Source organism: Ensifer sp. NPDC090286 (assembly GCF_044769565.1).
In the GTDB taxonomy this organism is placed as follows: domain Bacteria; phylum Pseudomonadota; class Alphaproteobacteria; order Rhizobiales; family Rhizobiaceae; genus Ensifer.
In genome coordinates this window covers 300,363-316,026 of record NZ_JBIVYF010000003.1, presented here as the reverse complement: position 1 = coordinate 316,026, position 15,664 = coordinate 300,363, and the positions used below count along the sequence as shown (strand labels likewise).

The window sequence follows — 15,664 nt, the reverse complement described above, 5'->3', positions numbered from 1 at the left end:
CGCCCATAGCATCACCTGAGATGATGGGAGGATACGGCCATGGATACAGCATTGGCAACGGACGCGGCGGCACCGAGACGGACGCGCGGCACACGGCCAAACCGGCGCGAGGGCGCGGGGCGAAGCCTTGGCGTTCCCTACATTATCCGCAACATTCCTACCTACGATATCCTTGGCGAGGAAAGCCTGCTTCGGATCGAGGCGGTCGCCGATCGCATCCTCGCCGAAGTCGGCATCGAGTTCCGCGACGACCCCGAAGCGCTCGACCACTGGCGAACGGCCGGTGCAAAGATCGATGGCGTCCGGGTGACGTTCGAGCCGGGCATGCTGAAGGAAATCGTCTCCTCCGCGCCACGCCAGTTCACCCAACATGCCCGCAATCCGGCCCGCAATGTCGAGATCGGCGGCAACAGCGTCGTCTTTTCGCCTGCCTATGGTTCGCCCTTCGTCATGGATATCGACAAGGGGCGGCGCTACGGCACAATCGAGGACTTCCGCAACCTGATCAAGCTGGCGCAGTCGAGCCCCTGGCTGCACCATTCGGGCGGCACGATCTGCGAGCCGGTCGACGTGCCGGTCAACAAGCGCCACCTCGACATGGTCTACAGCCATATCAAATATTCCGACCGCGCCTTCATGGGTTCGATCACCGCGGAAGAGCGGGCCGAGGATTCGATTGAGATGGCGCGCATTCTCTTCGGCCGCGATTTCGTCGATCGCAACTGCGTCATCCTCGGCAACGTCAACGTCAATTCGCCGCTCGTCTGGGACGGCACGATGACGAAGTCTCTGCGCGCCTATGCGCGGGCAAACCAGGCCGCGGTGATCGTGCCGTTCATCCTCGGTGGCGCGATGGGGCCGGTCACCAATGCCGGCGCCATTGCCCAGTCCTATGCCGAGACGCTGGCCGGCTGTGCGCTGACCCAGCTCGAGCGCAAGGGTGCCCCGGTCATCTTCGGCAATTTCCTGTCGTCCATGTCGCTGCGTTCGGGCTCGCCCACCTTCGGCACGCCGGAGCCGGCGATCGGCAGCATGGTGGTCGGCCAGCTTGCGCGCCGGCTCGGCCTGCCGCTGCGCTGTGCCGGCAACTTCTCCAACTCCAAGCTGCCGGATGCGCAGGCGATGCAGGAAGGCGCGATGTCGATGCTGTCGGCGGTGCATTGCGGCGCCAACTTCATCCTGCACTCGGCCGGTTTCGTCGACGGGCTGCTCGCCATGTCCTACGAGAAGTTCGTCATGGACACGGACTTCTGCGGTGCGCTGCATTCCTATCTCGCCGGCGTCGTCGTCGACGACAACACGCTCGCCATGGACGCCTTCCTGCAGGTCGGTCCCGGCAGCCATTTCCTCGGCTGCGACCACACGATGCGCAACTACCAGACCGCCTTCTGGGACTCGGCTCTTTCAGACAACGAACCCTTCGAGAAATGGCTCGAGGAGGGCGAGACCGACATGGCGACGCGCGCCAACCGCGCCTGGAAGAAGACGCTTGCCGAATATGAAGCGCCGCCGCTGGATGTGGCGCTCGACGAGGCGCTGATCGATTATGTCACGCGTCGCAAGGACAGCATGGCGGATGCTTGGTACTGACGAAGCCGGCATGCTCGGTCGCCTTTCAAGGAACAGGAAATGACATCGTCGAAAGACCCGCTGCTGCAGCCTTACCGCCTGAAACACCTGACGCTCAAGAATCGGATCATGTCGACGTCCCATGAGCCGGCCTATTCCGAAGATGGCATGCCGAAGGACCGCTACCGGCTCTATCATTTGGAAAAGGCCAAGGGCGGCATGGCGCTGACGATGACCGCCGGCTCGGCGATCGTATCGGAGGATTCGCCGCCGGCCTTCGGCAATCTCCACGCCTACTCAGACGAGATCGTGCCGTGGCTGAAGAAGATCGCCGACGACTGTCATGAGCATGACTGCGCCGTGATGATCCAGCTTACCCATCTCGGCCGCCGCACCGGCTGGAACAAGGGTGACTGGCTGCCGGTGCTCTCCGCCTCGCCGGTGCGCGAGGCGGCGCATCGTTCTTTTCCGAAGGAGATCGAGGACTGGGACATCGAGCGCATCGTTAGCGACTATGCAGCGGCGGCAAGCCGCATGCAGGCCGCCGGTCTCGACGGTATCGAGCTAGAGGCCTACGGCCATCTGATGGACGGTTTCTGGTCTCCGGCAACGAACCAGCGCGACGACGCCTTCGGCGGCTCGCTCGACAACCGCCTGCGGTTCACCGACATGGTGCTCGACGCCATCCGCGCCTCCGTGGGCAAGGACTTCATCGTCGGCATCCGCATGGTCGCCGACGAGGATTGGGACAAGGGGCTTTCGAAGGAGGAGGGCGTCGAGATCGCCCGGCGGCTCGCGGGGTCCGGCAAGGTCGATTTCCTCAACGTCATCCGCGGCCATATCGATCACGACGCGCCGCTCACCAAGGTCATCCCGATCCAGGGCATGGCTGCGTCGCCGCATCTCGATTTCGCCGGAGAGGTGAGGGCGGCGACGAAGTTCCCGGTCTTCCATGCCGCCCGCATCGCCGATGTGGCGACCGCCCGCCACGCGATTGCCGAAGGCAAGCTCGACATGGTCGGCATGACCCGCGCCCATATCGCCGACCCGCACATCGTCAGGAAAATCGAGGAGGGCCGAGAGGCCCAAATCCGCCCCTGCGTCGGCGCCACCTACTGCCTCGATCGCATCTATGAAGGCGGCGGCGCGCTCTGCATCCACAATGCCGCTACCGGTCGTGAGGCGATCGTGCCGCATGTCATCCGCAAAAGCGAAGGGCCGAAGCGCAAGGCTGTGGTTGTCGGCGCCGGCCCGGCCGGGCTCGAAGCGGCCCGGGTGCTTGCCGAGCGCGGGCATCAGGTGGAGGTGCTGGAGGCGACCGGCGAGGCCGGCGGCCAGATCCTGCTCGCCCAGCGCAATCCACGCCGCCGCGAGCTGATCGGCATCGTCGACTGGCGGCTCTCCGAACTGGAGCGTCTCGGCGTGCCGATCCACTACAACGTCTTTGCCGGCGTGGACGACATTCAAGAGCGTGTCCCGGATCTCGTCGTCGTCGCGACCGGCGGCATAGCGCAAAATCCCACACTCGACAAAGGCGACGACCTCGTCGTATCGAGTTGGGACATCATCGCCGGAACAGTGAAGCCGGAGGGGCCGGTGCTTCTCTATGACGACAACGGTGCCCATAGCGGCATGACGGCGGCCGAGCTGATCGCGCGTGCCGGCGTCGAACTCGAAATCGTCTCGCCCGAGCGCATGTTCGCGCCGGAGGTTGGGGGCATGAACCATGTGCCCTATGCCGCCGCCTTTGCCGAACACAATGTCCGGGTGACGATCAACACGCGGCTGAAATCCGTGCGGCGGGAGGGCAACGGCCTGGTGGCGACGCTCGGTTCCGATTTTTCGGACAAGGCCACGGTCGAGCGACGTGTGGCGCAAGTGGTGGTCGAGCATGGCACGATGCCGATGGACGACCTCTATCGTGAACTGAAGCCGCTTTCGCGCAATCTGGGCGCCGTCGACTACAAGGCCCTGCTTCGCGGCGAGAACCCCATCCCGCAGAAAAACCCGGATGCCGGTTTCGACATGTTCCGCATCGGCGATGCGGTTTCCAGCCGCAACATCCATGCGGGGATCTACGATGCCTTGCGTTACGGCGTGCTCGTCTGAACACGGCAAGAGCGGCGGTGTGAACCGCCGCTCCCTGCGCACTCAACAACAACCTGATACCGATTACTGCTGCGGCTGAGCCGGTGCCGTGCTCGTCGAAGAGGTCGTCGATGTGTCAACCGGCTGGTTGGCGTTCTGCTCGGCGATCTTCTGCGACTTGGTCTTGAATTCCGGAGCCGCCTTCAGCGTATCGGCGGTTTCCGTCGTCGTCAGCTTCAGCTTGTCCGTGTTGGGCTGCTCGGCGATCGTGATGCGATCAAACGGAACCGCTACGTCCTTTTCACCGAGGCCCAGGAAGCCGCCGACACCGATCACGGCCGCTTCCACGCCGCCATCCTTCTTCATGATCAGGTCGTTGATCTCGCCGATGCTTTCGTCACCGGCATTGTAGACGCTCTGGCCGATATAGGTGCTGGCCGCGATCTGATCGCTCTCCTGCTCGGTCAGATAGGTGGCGTTCGATTGCGCCATATCAGCGGGCTTGGTTTCCGTGATCGGCGGCTTCGTTTCAGCCTGGTCGGCCGGAGCCGTGGCGTCCGGGGCAGGCTGCATCGTCTGCGGCTGATCCATCGGCTTGGTTGCGTCCTGCGCGAAAGCCACCGGGGCGACAGTAAGACCCGCGAAGAGCGCGCCGGCTGCGACGGTTGTTACGAGTTTCTTAATCATCTCAAACTGCCTTTCCTTGACGTTTCGATCAGGGCGCGGGCCTGGCTTCTGCCGCCAGGTCCACCGCGCCGGTGATATGGTGTCAACGCCCGGGGGCGCGAACGGTTCCGGAAAAATAGTCAAAGTTTCAGGTACGAAAGATCCGTTGCCGGTGAGCGTGGCCTTGGATCGCGCTTTTCCAAGGATTGCCGGCAATCTCCTGCGGGCATGTATTTTAGCCTTCGAATATATGTATTTTAGTGATCAATTATGTACTTCGGGCCATTCATGAATTCTTGAGTGTTCTTGCTGATACTTGTCCGATGGCAGGAAATAGCGCGCAGCGTCGTCACCCTGTTATCCCGGGATGGTTTTCACGATGTTCTTGCCGCGCCGCTTTCTTTCGATTTCCTTGCTCTCCGTTCTGGCGATGGCTGGCCTCGTTCTGATCGAGCGCAATCTTTTCGGCGTGCGCTATTTTTCGGAGCGGGTTCCGGGCGTCGAGCCCTACAATCTCTGGCATGCCTGGGTGGCGCTGAGCCTGTCGCTGGCGGCTGTTCAGGGATTTACCCGCGACGCCGCCTGGCTTGGCGCGCCGGAGCTGCGGCTGGCGTCCGGGCGTGAGCTTGGGCTTTGTGTCGCCAGCTGGATGCTCGCCGTGCTGATGGCGCTGGTGTTCGTTGCCGTTCCCCTCGGCTTCAGCCTACTGGCCCGCGAAGACGGCCTGGTCGAATGGGCGTCTGCCCTGTTGATCTTCATCGCGAGCGGCTTTTTTGCATTTACCGCCGTCGCGCAGCTACGCGTGGCCCGTTCAGGAATGGGGCGCCGCGCCTGGATGGCCGCGGCGTTTGCAGCGCTTCTGGCGCTTTGCTTTTTCGTGGTCGGCATGGAGGAGATATCCTGGATGCAGCGCGTCTTCGGCATCGCCACGCCGGAGGGCCTGCTGGCGCTCAACAAGCAGCAGGAACTGAACCTGCACAACATCTCCACCGGCTTCTCGGAGCTGCTCTACTACACCGGCAGCTTCTTCCTTCTGACGCTGGCGCCCTTCGTCTGGCTCTATCTGCGCAAGAACGTCAGTCTTGGCCGGCTCGATGCCTTCGCCCCGAGCGTGCTGGTGCTGGTGGCAAGCGCCCCGATGGCCGCCTTCAACAGCGACAACTGGAGCATGCTACCGACGCAGATGATGGTGATGATGACCGTGATCATACTGCTGGTGATCGCCAACATCGCGCTAAGGGCGGGGCACTGGCGCGAGTTCATCGTGCTGACGGCCGGCGCCATTCTGATCGTCGCTATCCAGGAGCTGTTCATCCTCCAGGCTTCCACGCTCGTGCGCCTTTGGGATCCGACCGAGTACAAGGAGTTTTTCATCGCGCTCGGGCTTGCCATCTACGGCTTTGAAACCTGGGTGCGGCTGCGTTCGCCGGCCTCCAGCCTTTCGCGATTGGGCTCCCGTCCTCTGGCCGGATAAAAATACCCCGCCGGATGGGCGGGGTATCTGGAGCGCTTCTGCTTCGAACTGGATCCGAAGCCGTCAGTGGCTTTCGCGCAGCACTTCGCTGCCGCTGGCGCCGACGAGGAAGTCGAGGTCAGCACCCTTGTCGGCCTGCAGCACCGTATCCTGGTAGAGCTTGTAGTAGCCGCGGGTCCATTTCTGCGGCGGCGCCTGCCAGGCGGCCATGCGCGTCTGAAACTCTTCCTCGCTGATCATCAGGTTGAGTTCGCCCTTCATCGCGTCGAGGCGGATGCGGTCGCCGGTCTTGACGATGGCGAGCGGCCCGCCGGCATTCGATTCCGGGCTGACATGCAGGACCACGGTGCCGAAGGCGGTGCCCGACATGCGGGCATCGGACACGCGCACCATGTCGCGCACGCCCTTTTCGACGAGGCGCCGCGGGATCGGCATGTTGCCGACCTCGGCCATGCCCGGGTAGCCCTTGGGCCCGCAGCCCTTGAGCACGAGGATCGTGTCTTCCGTGACCGGCAGGTCCGGATCGTCGATCTTCGCCTTTAGTTCCTCGATCGTCTCGAAGACATAGGCCGGGCCCTCATGCACCAAGAGATGCTCGCTGGCCGCCGACGGCTTGATGACGGCGCCGTTCGGGGCAAGGTTGCCCTTGAGCACGCGAATGCCGGCGGCTGCCCGCAGCGGATTGTCGAGCGGGCGGATGACGTCGTCGTTATAGACTTCGGCATCTTCCCAATATTTGCTGATCGGTACGCCGAACACCGTCGGCGCATCGGCATGCAGCAGATGCTGGATGCGGTTCATCACCGCCGGCAGGCCGCCGGCATAGGCGAGATCTTCGATCAGGTACTTGCCCGATGGCATGCAGTTGACGATGCAGGGCACTTGGCTGCCGACGCGGTCGAAATCCTCAAGACAGAGATCGACGCCGGCGCGACCGGCGATCGCCAGCATGTGAACGACGGCATTGGTCGAGCCACCGACGGCGGCGTTGGCGATGATACCGTTCTCGAAATTTTTCTTGGTCAGCACCTTCGACAGGCGCAGGTCCTCGTGCACCATCTCGACGATGCGCTTTCCGGTCATATGCGACAGCGCCATGCGGCGGGCGTCGACGGCGGGCAGCGCCGCATTGGTCGGAAGCGACAGGCCCATGGCTTCGACGATCGAGGCCATGGTGGTCGCCGTGCCCATGGTCATGCACACGCCCGGTGAGCGCGACATGCCACTTTCGGCCGCCATGAACTCCTGCATGCTCATGTCACCGGCGCGCACGGCCTCGGAGAACTTCCAGACATCCGTGCCGGAGCCGATGTCCTTGCCCTTCCACTTGCCGTTCAGCATCGGGCCGGAGGAGACGACGATCGTCGGCAGGTCGACGGAAGCAGCGCCCATCAGCTGGCCGGGTGTGGTCTTGTCGCAGCCGCCGAGCAGCACCACGCCGTCGATGCCATAGGCGCGGATCGCCTCTTCGACGTCCATGGCGAGCAGGTTGCGGAAGAGCATCGCGGTCGGGCGCATCTGCGTTTCGCCGAGCGAAGACACCGGGAACTCGACCGGAAAACCGCCGGCTTCCCAGACGCCGCGCTTCACGCCCTCGGCCAGGATGCGCAGGTGGCTGTTGCAGGGGGTCAGTTCCGACCAGGTGTTGCAGATGCCGATGATCGGGCGGCCATCGAAGACGTGGTCCGGAAATCCCTGGTTCTTCATCCAGGAACGATGGATGAAGCCATCCTTGTCGGTGCCGCCGTACCAGTGACGGCTGCGCAGTTCTTTCTTCTTGTCGCTCATGCGAGCTCCTCCTCACCATGCGATCTAACGCGTGGCTGAATTGTATGACTTTTTATTGGCGCTTCGCCAAGAGTCCCGTGGCCAAGAATTTCCGGTCAGAGACGGAAAGACGGCTCGAACCGGCCCTTGACGCTGACGCCGAGATCAAAGGTCTTGCCGGCATGCGGGTCCGCCGCACGCGTTGCCTCGTCCATGTCCTGCCAGGCGGATGTCACCAGCATGCGGTCGGCCTTCGGCCCGATGAAGGCTGTGCAGCTCGGCTGCGTCGTCGGCATCGCGTAACGCGCGATGCGCGCGCCGTCGGGCCGGTAAACGTCGACCGTGCCGCTGCCCCAGCGGGCGTTCCAGATCAGCCCGTCGGCATCGCAGACGGAACCGTCGATGCCGCCAGCTTCACCGCTGCCATCGACGAGCAGGCTCGGTTCGCCCTTGGGCAGTCCCGTCTCGGCATCGATGTCGACGCGCATCAGGTGGTTGATGTCCGTGTCGACGAAATAGGCGACGGTTCCATCCGGCGAAAAGCAGATGCTGTTCGGAATGGTGACCCTGTCATAGAGCTTCGTCACCCTGGTACCGGCGACGTGGTAGATCGCGCCGGAGCCCTTTTCGGCGCTGCGGCCCATGGTGCCGATCCACAGCGAACCGGACGCATGCACGCGGCCGTCGTTCGAGCGATTGATCGGCTTGTCCTCGAGCGTGGTGAGCACGCTGAGGGCACCGGTCCGCGTATCCCTGACAAAGAGGCCCTGATCCGAGGCAATCAGTTGCCGGGCCGGATCGATGACGGCGAGCACGCTGCCGAGGAAGGGCAGGGCATGCACGGTCTTGCGCCCGCTTTCCAGGTGCAGCTCATGCAGTTCCTGACCCTTGATGTTGAACCACCAGGTGGTGCCGGTCGCCGGATCATAGGTCGGGCCTTCGCCGAGGATCGACGTCGCTTCGCTGAGAATGCTGCCGGCAAAGGGAATGGTGTCGCTCATCACTGTGCTCCGTAGACGGCGTCGTAGGCCTTGATGGTGGCAACGGCGCGCTCGCGGACTTCGGCCGCGCTCATGCCGGGCTTGTAGAGGCTCGATCCGAGGCCGAAGCTGCGGATGCCAGCCTTGGCGTAGTCGCCGAAGTTCGCGTCCGAAACCCCGCCGACGGCAGCGATTTCCAACTCCGGCGGCAGGATCGCGCGGATCGCGATGATGCCCGATGGACCGAGCACACTTGCCGGGAAGAACTTGAGGCCGGTCGCGCCGGCTGCCGCGGCCGACAGTGCTTCGGTCGGGGTCAGCACGCCCGGCATGGTGACCATGCCCTTCTCTGCCGCAAGCGAGATGACCGCCGGCTCGACATTTGGGCTCACCATCAGGCGGCCGCCCACATCGGCAAGCTGTTCCACCTGCGCCGTCGTCAGCACCGTGCCGGCGCCGATCAGGCAGCCCTCGGGCGCCATCTTCACGGCGGTCTCGATCGAGCGGAACGGATCGGGCGAGTTCAGCGGGATCTCGATTGCGGTGAAGCCAGTTTCGATCAGAGCGCCGACGACGCCTGCCGTTTCCTCGGGCTTGAGGCCGCGCAGAATGGCGATCAGCGGGTACTTCATCGGCGGAAAGGGAATGCGGGTCATGAGCGTGTCTTTCGTTCAGAGGGGCCAGATCGCCTGGGCGGCGGTCGAGAGGCCGGAGCGGACGGCGGTGTCGGCATCGACCACCTGGAGCGGGCAGTCGAGGCTTTCGAGCGCCGCCTGATAGAGCGTGCCGAGGGAACCGGAGGCGACGAGGCAGATGCTGTCGATCGTCTTGGCGGAAGCCAGCGCGCCGGCGATTTCAAGCCCGATCAGCGTTCCCGACAGCAACGCCTTGGCGTCGGTCGCGCTTGCGCCATGCAATAGTTGGCCGGAGCGCGCGCCGAAGATCAGGCTGGTGGCAAGCGCCGGATTGGTGCGTGCCTCGGCCACCGCCGCCGCAAAGGCGGGGTGGTCGCCGGCAAAGGCATGGGCGTCGGCGATCGAGTGGCTGAGGATCGAGTGCTTGGAGATCACGTCGAACAATTCGCCGGTCATGAAGGTGGAGAAGCCGCTGACGGCGCCGTCTTCGAGTCGCACCCATTTGCTGTGCGTGCCCGGCATGCAGACGAGATGCCGACCGCGACCGAGATCGCCGGCCGCGCCGAGCAATTGCGTCTCCTCGCCGCGCATCACGTCCGGGTGCCGCCGGTCGCGTTGCGCGAGGCCTGGCAGGATGCGGATGTCGCGATCGAGATCCGGCACCGCCACGGCATGGGAGGCGATATCGGCGAGAGCGGCCGGCGTATCGAGATAGCCGGCCTCGACCCAGCCCTGCTTGGCGCCGGCCATGCCGCAGATGATCGCCGGCAGGTGGCCTGGCGCATCGACGGCGGACAGGTGTTTTTCCAGGATCGCATGGAATCCGGTCTTGTTGGCGGTGGTCATGCCTTCGCCGCTTCGGCGTTCGGCGAGTACCGTGCCGTCCTCGGCGATGATCCACAGCCGGAAACTCGTCGTTCCCCAGTCGACCGCGGCATAATAGGCTGCCATCATCACAGTGCGCCTCCATCGATGATCATTGTTTGCGCGGTCATGCCCGAGGAACAAGCCGACGCGAGAAATAGGCAAGGGCCGACGAGATCGTCGGCGGTGAGGCTTCGCTTCAGGCACTGCCGTTCCTGCATGCCGGCGATCGCCGCGTCGCTCAGCCACAGCCGCTTCTGTCGCTCGGTGACGATCATGCCGGGCAGGATCGCGTTGACGCGGATATTGTCGGGGCCGAGCTTTCCGGCGAGCGATTTGGTCAGGCCGACGATCGCGGCTTTCGCCGTCGCATAGGCCGGGATTTCGGCCATGTTGAGCAGATAGGCGATCGAGGAGAAATTGACGATCGACCCGCCGCCGGCTTGGCGCATATGCGGCGCAATCGCCTGGCTCATGAAGAAGAGATGCCTGAGGTTGACCGCCTGGCTCTCGTCCCAGCTCTCTTCGGTCACGCTCTCCAGCGGCTCGCGATCGTCACGCGCGGCATTGTTGACGAGCACATGGATCGCGTTGAGCGCGGTCGCCGCAGTCTGCGCGGCCTTCTTTACCGCGTCGATGTCGCGCAAGTCGGCGGGAATATAGAGTGGTGTCGTGCCGGACTTGGCGGCGAGCCTTTCGACGAGGTCGAGACTTGCTCGTTCGTCGATATCGACGAAGGCCACCCGTGCGCCCTGGTCGACGAAACCCTCGACAAGCGCTGCGCCAATGCCGGAACCGCCACCGGTGATCAGCACCGCGCGGTCTTTGAGATCATGAAACTGTGCCCTCGGCACCGGCATATTCCTGTATCCCCGATCAGTTTTGTGACGCGACTATTGTTCCATTATTCGGAACTTGATTTTATTATATGGAATTATCACGTCGAAGCGTCTACCTTGTCAAGGTCGCGCGCCGATCGCGCGACGGCAATCGGACACAAGCGAGCGACGATGACGAGCAAAGAGGCAGGCGGCGGGGACGAGGGGCGTGCGGAGGCCGGCACGGGCACGCTCGGCAAGGCGATCGCCGTGCTGGAAGCGGTGGTCACCGCCGACGGCCCGCAGCGCTTCACCGATATTCTCGCCCGATCCGGCCAGCCGCGCGGCACGTTGCATCGGCTGCTCAGTCACCTCGTCGAGGAAGGACTGCTGATCCAGCGTCGCGACCTTTCCTATGAGCCTGGCCTTCGGCTGCTGACGCTTGCCTACCGCTCCTGGTCTGCCAATCGCTTTCGCGATGTTGCCGAACCGCACCTGCAGCGCCTGCACGAATTGACCGGCGAGACCGTGCATCTCGGCATCCTGCGCGAGACCGAGATCGTCTATGTCGACAAGGTCGAGAGCCGCCAGACGGTGCGCATGAGTTCACAGATTGGCAAGGCCTCGCCGGCCTATTGCACCGGCATCGGCAAGGCCGCGCTGTCCCTGCTTGGGCAGCCGGCGTTGGAAGGCATTCTGGCTCGAACCGAGTTTCACGCTTTCACGCCGCACACCCATCGCTCGGCCGCCACCTTGCTGGCGGAGATCGAGGAAATCCGGCGCGACGGACACGCTTTCGATCGCGAGGAGCATGAAACGGAGATCCGCTGTGTTGCCGCGCCCATCCTCATTCCCGGCAGCGAACTTGCGGCCGGCCTGTCGGTGACGGGGCCCGCCTACCGGGTCACCATGGAGCAATTGTCGGCCTGGGCGGCGGCGGTTCGGGCCGCGGCGCAAGCGGTTGGCGAGGACGCGGCGATCCGTCTCGGGCCCGGCCGTGGTGGACCTTGAATTCACTTTACGGTAAATTAGAAACATCGACTGGACGTGGCGCGTCTCGCTCGATAGCTTTAATATATCAGACTCAGGTTCGTGGATGGTCTTAGTCTGGTTCGTTTTTGGTATTGGTATAAATTTTGACGTGATCTTCATGCGGCGTCAGCGGCCGGTTCCCGCATGGAACCGGATGTGGAGAAGGGCGGAAGATGATCGATTTCAGCGCGAATTTGTCGGCGTTGGCGCTTCCTGATGGGCGAACCATCCGTGGGCCGATTTGTTGTGAAGAGGATATCAGGCGGGTGATCGCCCAGGTCGCGGATTCTTATGGTTTCCGTGGTTTCCTGGTGCTGGCCATTCCGGAGACGGAGAGCAACAGCCTGTCGGTCAGTGCACTGATGACGAACTACCCGGCTGCCTTTCTCAAGGGCTATGATAGCGCCGGCCTGATCAACGGCAGCCCGGTGATCCAGCGGCTGCGGCGCAGCACCATTCCCTTCACCTACGACGCGCACCAGCTCGCGCGCCGCCGTGCCGACGGCAAGGGCGACGCGGCGGTCTGCGTCTTCGAGCAGGCGAACATGCCGCGCGGCCTCTATTTGCCGGTGCACGATGCGAGCGGCCACCGCGCCGCGATCGCCTTTGGCGGCGACCGCCCCGTAGTTTCCAATGACGAGCTTCAGGAGCTCAATCTTTGGGCCGGCGTGCTCTACAGCAAATACATGGAGGTTCGCGATCGCGACAAGCGCGGTGCGGGAAGCCTTTCGCGCCGCGAGGTCGAATGTCTGCGCTGGGCGGCGGCCGGCAAGACCACCAGCGAAATGGCGAAAATTCTGGCGCTGTCCGAATATACGGTCAACCACTATCTCAACCGGGCAACGCGCAAGCTGGATTCGGTCAATCGCGTTCAGACCGTTGCAAAGGCCGTGCGCGCCGGGTTGATCAACTGATCGCCGGCACGCGTCGTACGCGAGGCTGATGGCCATATCGGCCCTCACAAGGGGAAATACACAGACTTTTGGGTCGAGGCGGCAGGGATTTTCGATCATCTGTTGGCATTGGTAGGCTGCTCGGTCTATTTGATACGTGATGAATGCCATGGAACGCGCGAATGCAGGATACGATGACGACCGGGATGACTGACGCAGATCTGCCCCGGGGCGGCGATTTCGCGTCCGAGATCGCAAAGCTTGAGACCCAGTTCGATATCATCCGCTACATGCGGCGGATCACGCAGGTCTTTGGCTTCAAGACGTTTCTGATCTGCTCGATCCCCTCGATCGACGTGGAGCGCCTTGCCGCGAGCACGGTCATCTCCAATATGCCGGCCGAACTGCTGAACAAGTATGACAGCCTGTCGATGCTGCGCTTCAGCACCGGTGTGCGCCGCCTGCGCGAGACGACGACGCCGTTCCAGGTGACGCTTGCGGCGTGGGAGGGCGAGGGCGGCAAGCCGGAAACGGCGGCCGAATACATCGCGATGCTGCGCGAAAACGGCATCTTCCAGGCAAGCTACTTCCCGGTGCATGACGCAGAGGGCGGCCGTGGCGCGGTCATCCTGATGGGCCCGCTGGTCGAATTGCCGATGACGGTGACCATGGAACTGCAGATGATTGCGATCCATGTCTATAACCGTCTCGCTGAAATTGGCTCCGTGTGGAAGAGCAGCGGCGCCGCACTATCCGAGCGCGAGATCCAGTGCTTGAGCTGGACGGCGGCCGGAAAGACCAGCGCCGAGATCGCTGGCATCCTCGGGCTCTCCGAGCATACGGTCAACCACTACCTCAACCACGTGACCAAGAAGCTTGACGCCGTCAACCGCACCCAGGCGGTCGTGAAGGCGATGAAAAAGGGCTACATCAGCTAGGCGGCGACCCCGTTCACGCTTGCCTGTCGTCCGCTATCGGCTCGTGGCCGATCCGGCGCACCAGCTGTGCCAACGGGATTGCGCTCGTCTCGTCCCAAAGCACTCCGGCATCGGTGAGGTCTGTTGCTGCAAACGCAGGGCGGCAGCCACTGCGATGTGAAGCCGCCGATCCGTTTCACGGCGCCCCGGATTCAAATCTGCTCTCTTGCCGCCTCGTCCTTCAGCCAATCGATGAAGGCCCGTACGAGCTCGCGTTTCGCGGCGTTCGGCATCGTGACGGCATAGTAGGCGAAGTCAGTCGGCCAAGGCAGGTCCAGTGCGAGCACCAGGCGGCCGGCTGCAATGTCATCGACCGCATAGACGTCCCGCACCAGCGCCAGCCCCTGTCCGGCGATTGCAGCGCGCAAAAGCAGGAAATCATCCTCGAATGACACGCCGCGTTCCGCGCGCGGATCGTCGGCGACGCCCATTGCCCGAAACCACAACTGCCAATCGGCTCTGTCGGAATCCTGAAGCAGTGGGTAGCCCAAGCAATCAGCTGGCACCTGTAGTCGTGGCCCTTTTTCAAGCAGGGCCGGAGATATGACCGGCAACAGCACCGGTGCCATCAAATGCTCCGCCACGAGGCCGGGATATTCCCCGAGACCGTGCCGAATGGCAACGTCGACCCGGTCCTTGTGCAGATCGATCAAGCTCGCCGTTGCCTCGACGCGGACCTCGACATGTGGATGCCGGCTGGTGAACCGCCCGAGACGGGGCACGAGCCAGGACGCTGCAAAGGACGGGACCGTGCTGATGGTCAACGTCGGTCGGGCGTTGATGGCCTCCAGTGTTTCGAGGCTCGACGCGATCTGGTCGAACGCCAGGACAAGGGCCGGGTGAACCTTGGCACCCGCTTCGGTCAGGCGAACGCCATAACGTGTGCGTGTGAATAGCGTCACGCCGAGGCGCTCTTCCAACTGTCTGATCTGCTGGCTCACTGCTCCGGATGTAACGCCCATGGCTTCGGCGGCCTTCTTGAGGCTGCGATACCGGCCGGTCTCGGTAAAGGCCCTCAGGGCAAGGAGCGGGAGAACAGGGTTCATTATGTAGTTTTCCTAAATTCTTCGCTCAGATCGTATCGTTTCCGATCCTCTATGAAAATGGGTAGTTCTGCACGTGCAGAGGAAGCCATAACTGAGCTTGTCTCAATTTTAATTTCAAAGAGGATCGGTTGGCTATGGAGATCTCGACACACAAGGACAGTCGCCGAGAGGCGGACGCCAGCGCGTGGCTGGCGCTGGTAAGGAGGGCTGGCAGATGATCGACCTCCACACGGAATCGTCCCCGAACGGCTTCAAGGCGACGATCGCTCTCGAGGAACTGGCGCTGCCCTATCGCCTGCACCATGTGAACATCGACAAGGGCGAGCATCGGCGGCCCGAATTCCTCAGCCTTAACCCGCATGGCCGCATCCCGGCGATCGTGGATCGCGAGACGGGCATCATCCTTTTCGAGTCGGCGGCCATCCTGCTCTACCTTGCCGAGAAGACCGGCCGGCTCCTGCCGAAGGAGCAAAGGGCGCGCTGGGAGGCGATCAAGTGGCTGCAGTTCCATGCATCGAGCATGGGACCGATCCTCGGCCAGCGTGTCCATTTCGAGATCTTCGCCGATGAGAAGATCCCTGCCGCCATCGACCGCTACAGGCGCTTGACCGACGATGCTTTCGCCGTTCTCGACGGGCAATTGGCCGGCAATCGCTGGCTTGCGGGCGAGGACTACTCCATCGCCGACATTGCCACGTTCGGCTGGACTCATATCGCCGCGATCTGCGGCTTCACCTTCACCCAGCACCGAAATCTGACGCGTTGGCACGAACAGGTGAGTGCACGCCCGGCCGTCGCGCGCGGCATCTTGCTTCCTGCGCCGGCGACCGGCCCCTGAGGATAGAAAAGGAGTTT

Annotated in this window: 14 protein-coding genes; 7 read left to right on the top strand and 7 right to left on the bottom strand. The window is 63.2% G+C overall.

The features are described 5' to 3' along the window. Positions 1 to 39: 39 nt before the first annotated feature. Complete coding sequence (locus tag ACIQUG_RS16775; protein WP_402323246.1) at positions 40 to 1,590, top strand: trimethylamine methyltransferase family protein; 1,551 nt, start codon at positions 40 to 42, stop codon at positions 1,588 to 1,590. Positions 1,591 to 1,629: 39 nt separating this feature from the next. Beyond that, on the top strand, positions 1,630 to 3,678 hold the full coding sequence (locus tag ACIQUG_RS16770) for an FAD-dependent oxidoreductase (protein ID WP_402323245.1): 2,049 nt from the start codon (positions 1,630 to 1,632) through the stop codon (positions 3,676 to 3,678). A 63-nt stretch (positions 3,679 to 3,741) separates the two neighbouring features. Here ACIQUG_RS16770 and ACIQUG_RS16765 read toward each other — a convergent pair whose 3' ends face one another. Next, positions 3,742 to 4,344 (bottom strand): PRC-barrel domain-containing protein, encoded by a 603-nt coding sequence (locus ACIQUG_RS16765; RefSeq protein WP_402323244.1) that lies wholly within the window; start codon positions 4,342 to 4,344, stop codon positions 3,742 to 3,744. 358 nt (positions 4,345 to 4,702) lie between these two features. On the opposite strand from ACIQUG_RS16765, the gene ACIQUG_RS16760 reads away from it, so the two are divergent. Beyond that, entirely contained in the window at positions 4,703 to 5,797 is a 1,095-nt protein-coding gene (locus tag ACIQUG_RS16760) for a hypothetical protein (protein ID WP_402323243.1), read from the top strand. 63 nt (positions 5,798 to 5,860) lie between these two features. Here the strand turns inward: ACIQUG_RS16760 and ACIQUG_RS16755 are convergent, their stop codons facing one another. The 5 genes from ACIQUG_RS16755 to ACIQUG_RS16735 all read right to left on the bottom strand — a co-directional run bounded on the left by ACIQUG_RS16755 (position 5,861) and on the right by ACIQUG_RS16735 (position 10,903). Further along, a complete protein-coding gene (locus tag ACIQUG_RS16755; RefSeq protein ID WP_043620951.1) occupies positions 5,861 to 7,585 on the bottom strand; it encodes an IlvD/Edd family dehydratase in 1,725 nt (574 codons plus the stop codon). Positions 7,586 to 7,680: 95 nt separating this feature from the next. Then, positions 7,681 to 8,565 (bottom strand): SMP-30/gluconolactonase/LRE family protein, encoded by an 885-nt coding sequence (locus ACIQUG_RS16750; RefSeq protein WP_402323242.1) that lies wholly within the window; start codon positions 8,563 to 8,565, stop codon positions 7,681 to 7,683. Then, on the bottom strand, positions 8,565 to 9,200 hold the full coding sequence (locus ACIQUG_RS16745) for a 2-dehydro-3-deoxy-6-phosphogalactonate aldolase (RefSeq protein WP_043620947.1): 636 nt from the start codon (positions 9,198 to 9,200) through the stop codon (positions 8,565 to 8,567). Before ACIQUG_RS16745 ends, ACIQUG_RS16750 begins: the two co-directional genes overlap by 1 nt. Before the next feature lie 15 nt (positions 9,201 to 9,215). Then, a complete protein-coding gene (locus ACIQUG_RS16740) occupies positions 9,216 to 10,133 on the bottom strand; it encodes a 2-dehydro-3-deoxygalactonokinase (protein WP_402323241.1) in 918 nt (305 codons plus the stop codon). Continuing rightward, a complete protein-coding gene (locus tag ACIQUG_RS16735; protein ID WP_402323240.1) occupies positions 10,133 to 10,903 on the bottom strand; it encodes an SDR family NAD(P)-dependent oxidoreductase in 771 nt (256 codons plus the stop codon). The genes ACIQUG_RS16740 and ACIQUG_RS16735 overlap by 1 nt, the downstream gene beginning before the upstream one ends. Positions 10,904 to 11,053: 150 nt before the next feature. Between ACIQUG_RS16735 and ACIQUG_RS16730 the strand changes: the two genes are divergently transcribed. The 3 genes from ACIQUG_RS16730 (at position 11,054) to ACIQUG_RS16720 (ending at position 13,724) form a co-directional block, all read left to right on the top strand. Continuing rightward, positions 11,054 to 11,872: an IclR family transcriptional regulator gene (locus ACIQUG_RS16730; RefSeq protein WP_402323239.1), complete on the top strand. Its 819-nt coding sequence runs from the start codon at positions 11,054 to 11,056 to the stop codon at positions 11,870 to 11,872. 194 nt (positions 11,873 to 12,066) lie between these two features. Then, entirely contained in the window at positions 12,067 to 12,807 is a 741-nt protein-coding gene (locus ACIQUG_RS16725) for a LuxR family transcriptional regulator (RefSeq protein ID WP_043620943.1), read from the top strand. Between the two features lie 143 nt (positions 12,808 to 12,950). Then, complete coding sequence (locus ACIQUG_RS16720) at positions 12,951 to 13,724, top strand: LuxR family transcriptional regulator (RefSeq protein ID WP_052201938.1); 774 nt, start codon at positions 12,951 to 12,953, stop codon at positions 13,722 to 13,724. Between the two features lie 191 nt (positions 13,725 to 13,915). Here ACIQUG_RS16720 and gcvA read toward each other — a convergent pair whose 3' ends face one another. Beyond that, positions 13,916 to 14,809 carry a transcriptional regulator GcvA gene (gene gcvA / locus ACIQUG_RS16715; protein WP_402323238.1) on the bottom strand — a complete coding sequence of 298 codons (894 nt, stop codon included), beginning with the start codon at positions 14,807 to 14,809 and terminating at the stop codon, positions 13,916 to 13,918. Positions 14,810 to 15,023: 214 nt separating this feature from the next. Here gcvA and ACIQUG_RS16710 point away from each other — a divergent pair, with 214 nt between their 5' ends. Further along, complete coding sequence (locus tag ACIQUG_RS16710; RefSeq protein WP_402323237.1) at positions 15,024 to 15,647, top strand: glutathione S-transferase family protein; 624 nt, start codon at positions 15,024 to 15,026, stop codon at positions 15,645 to 15,647. The last annotated feature ends 17 nt before the right edge of the window (positions 15,648 to 15,664 follow it).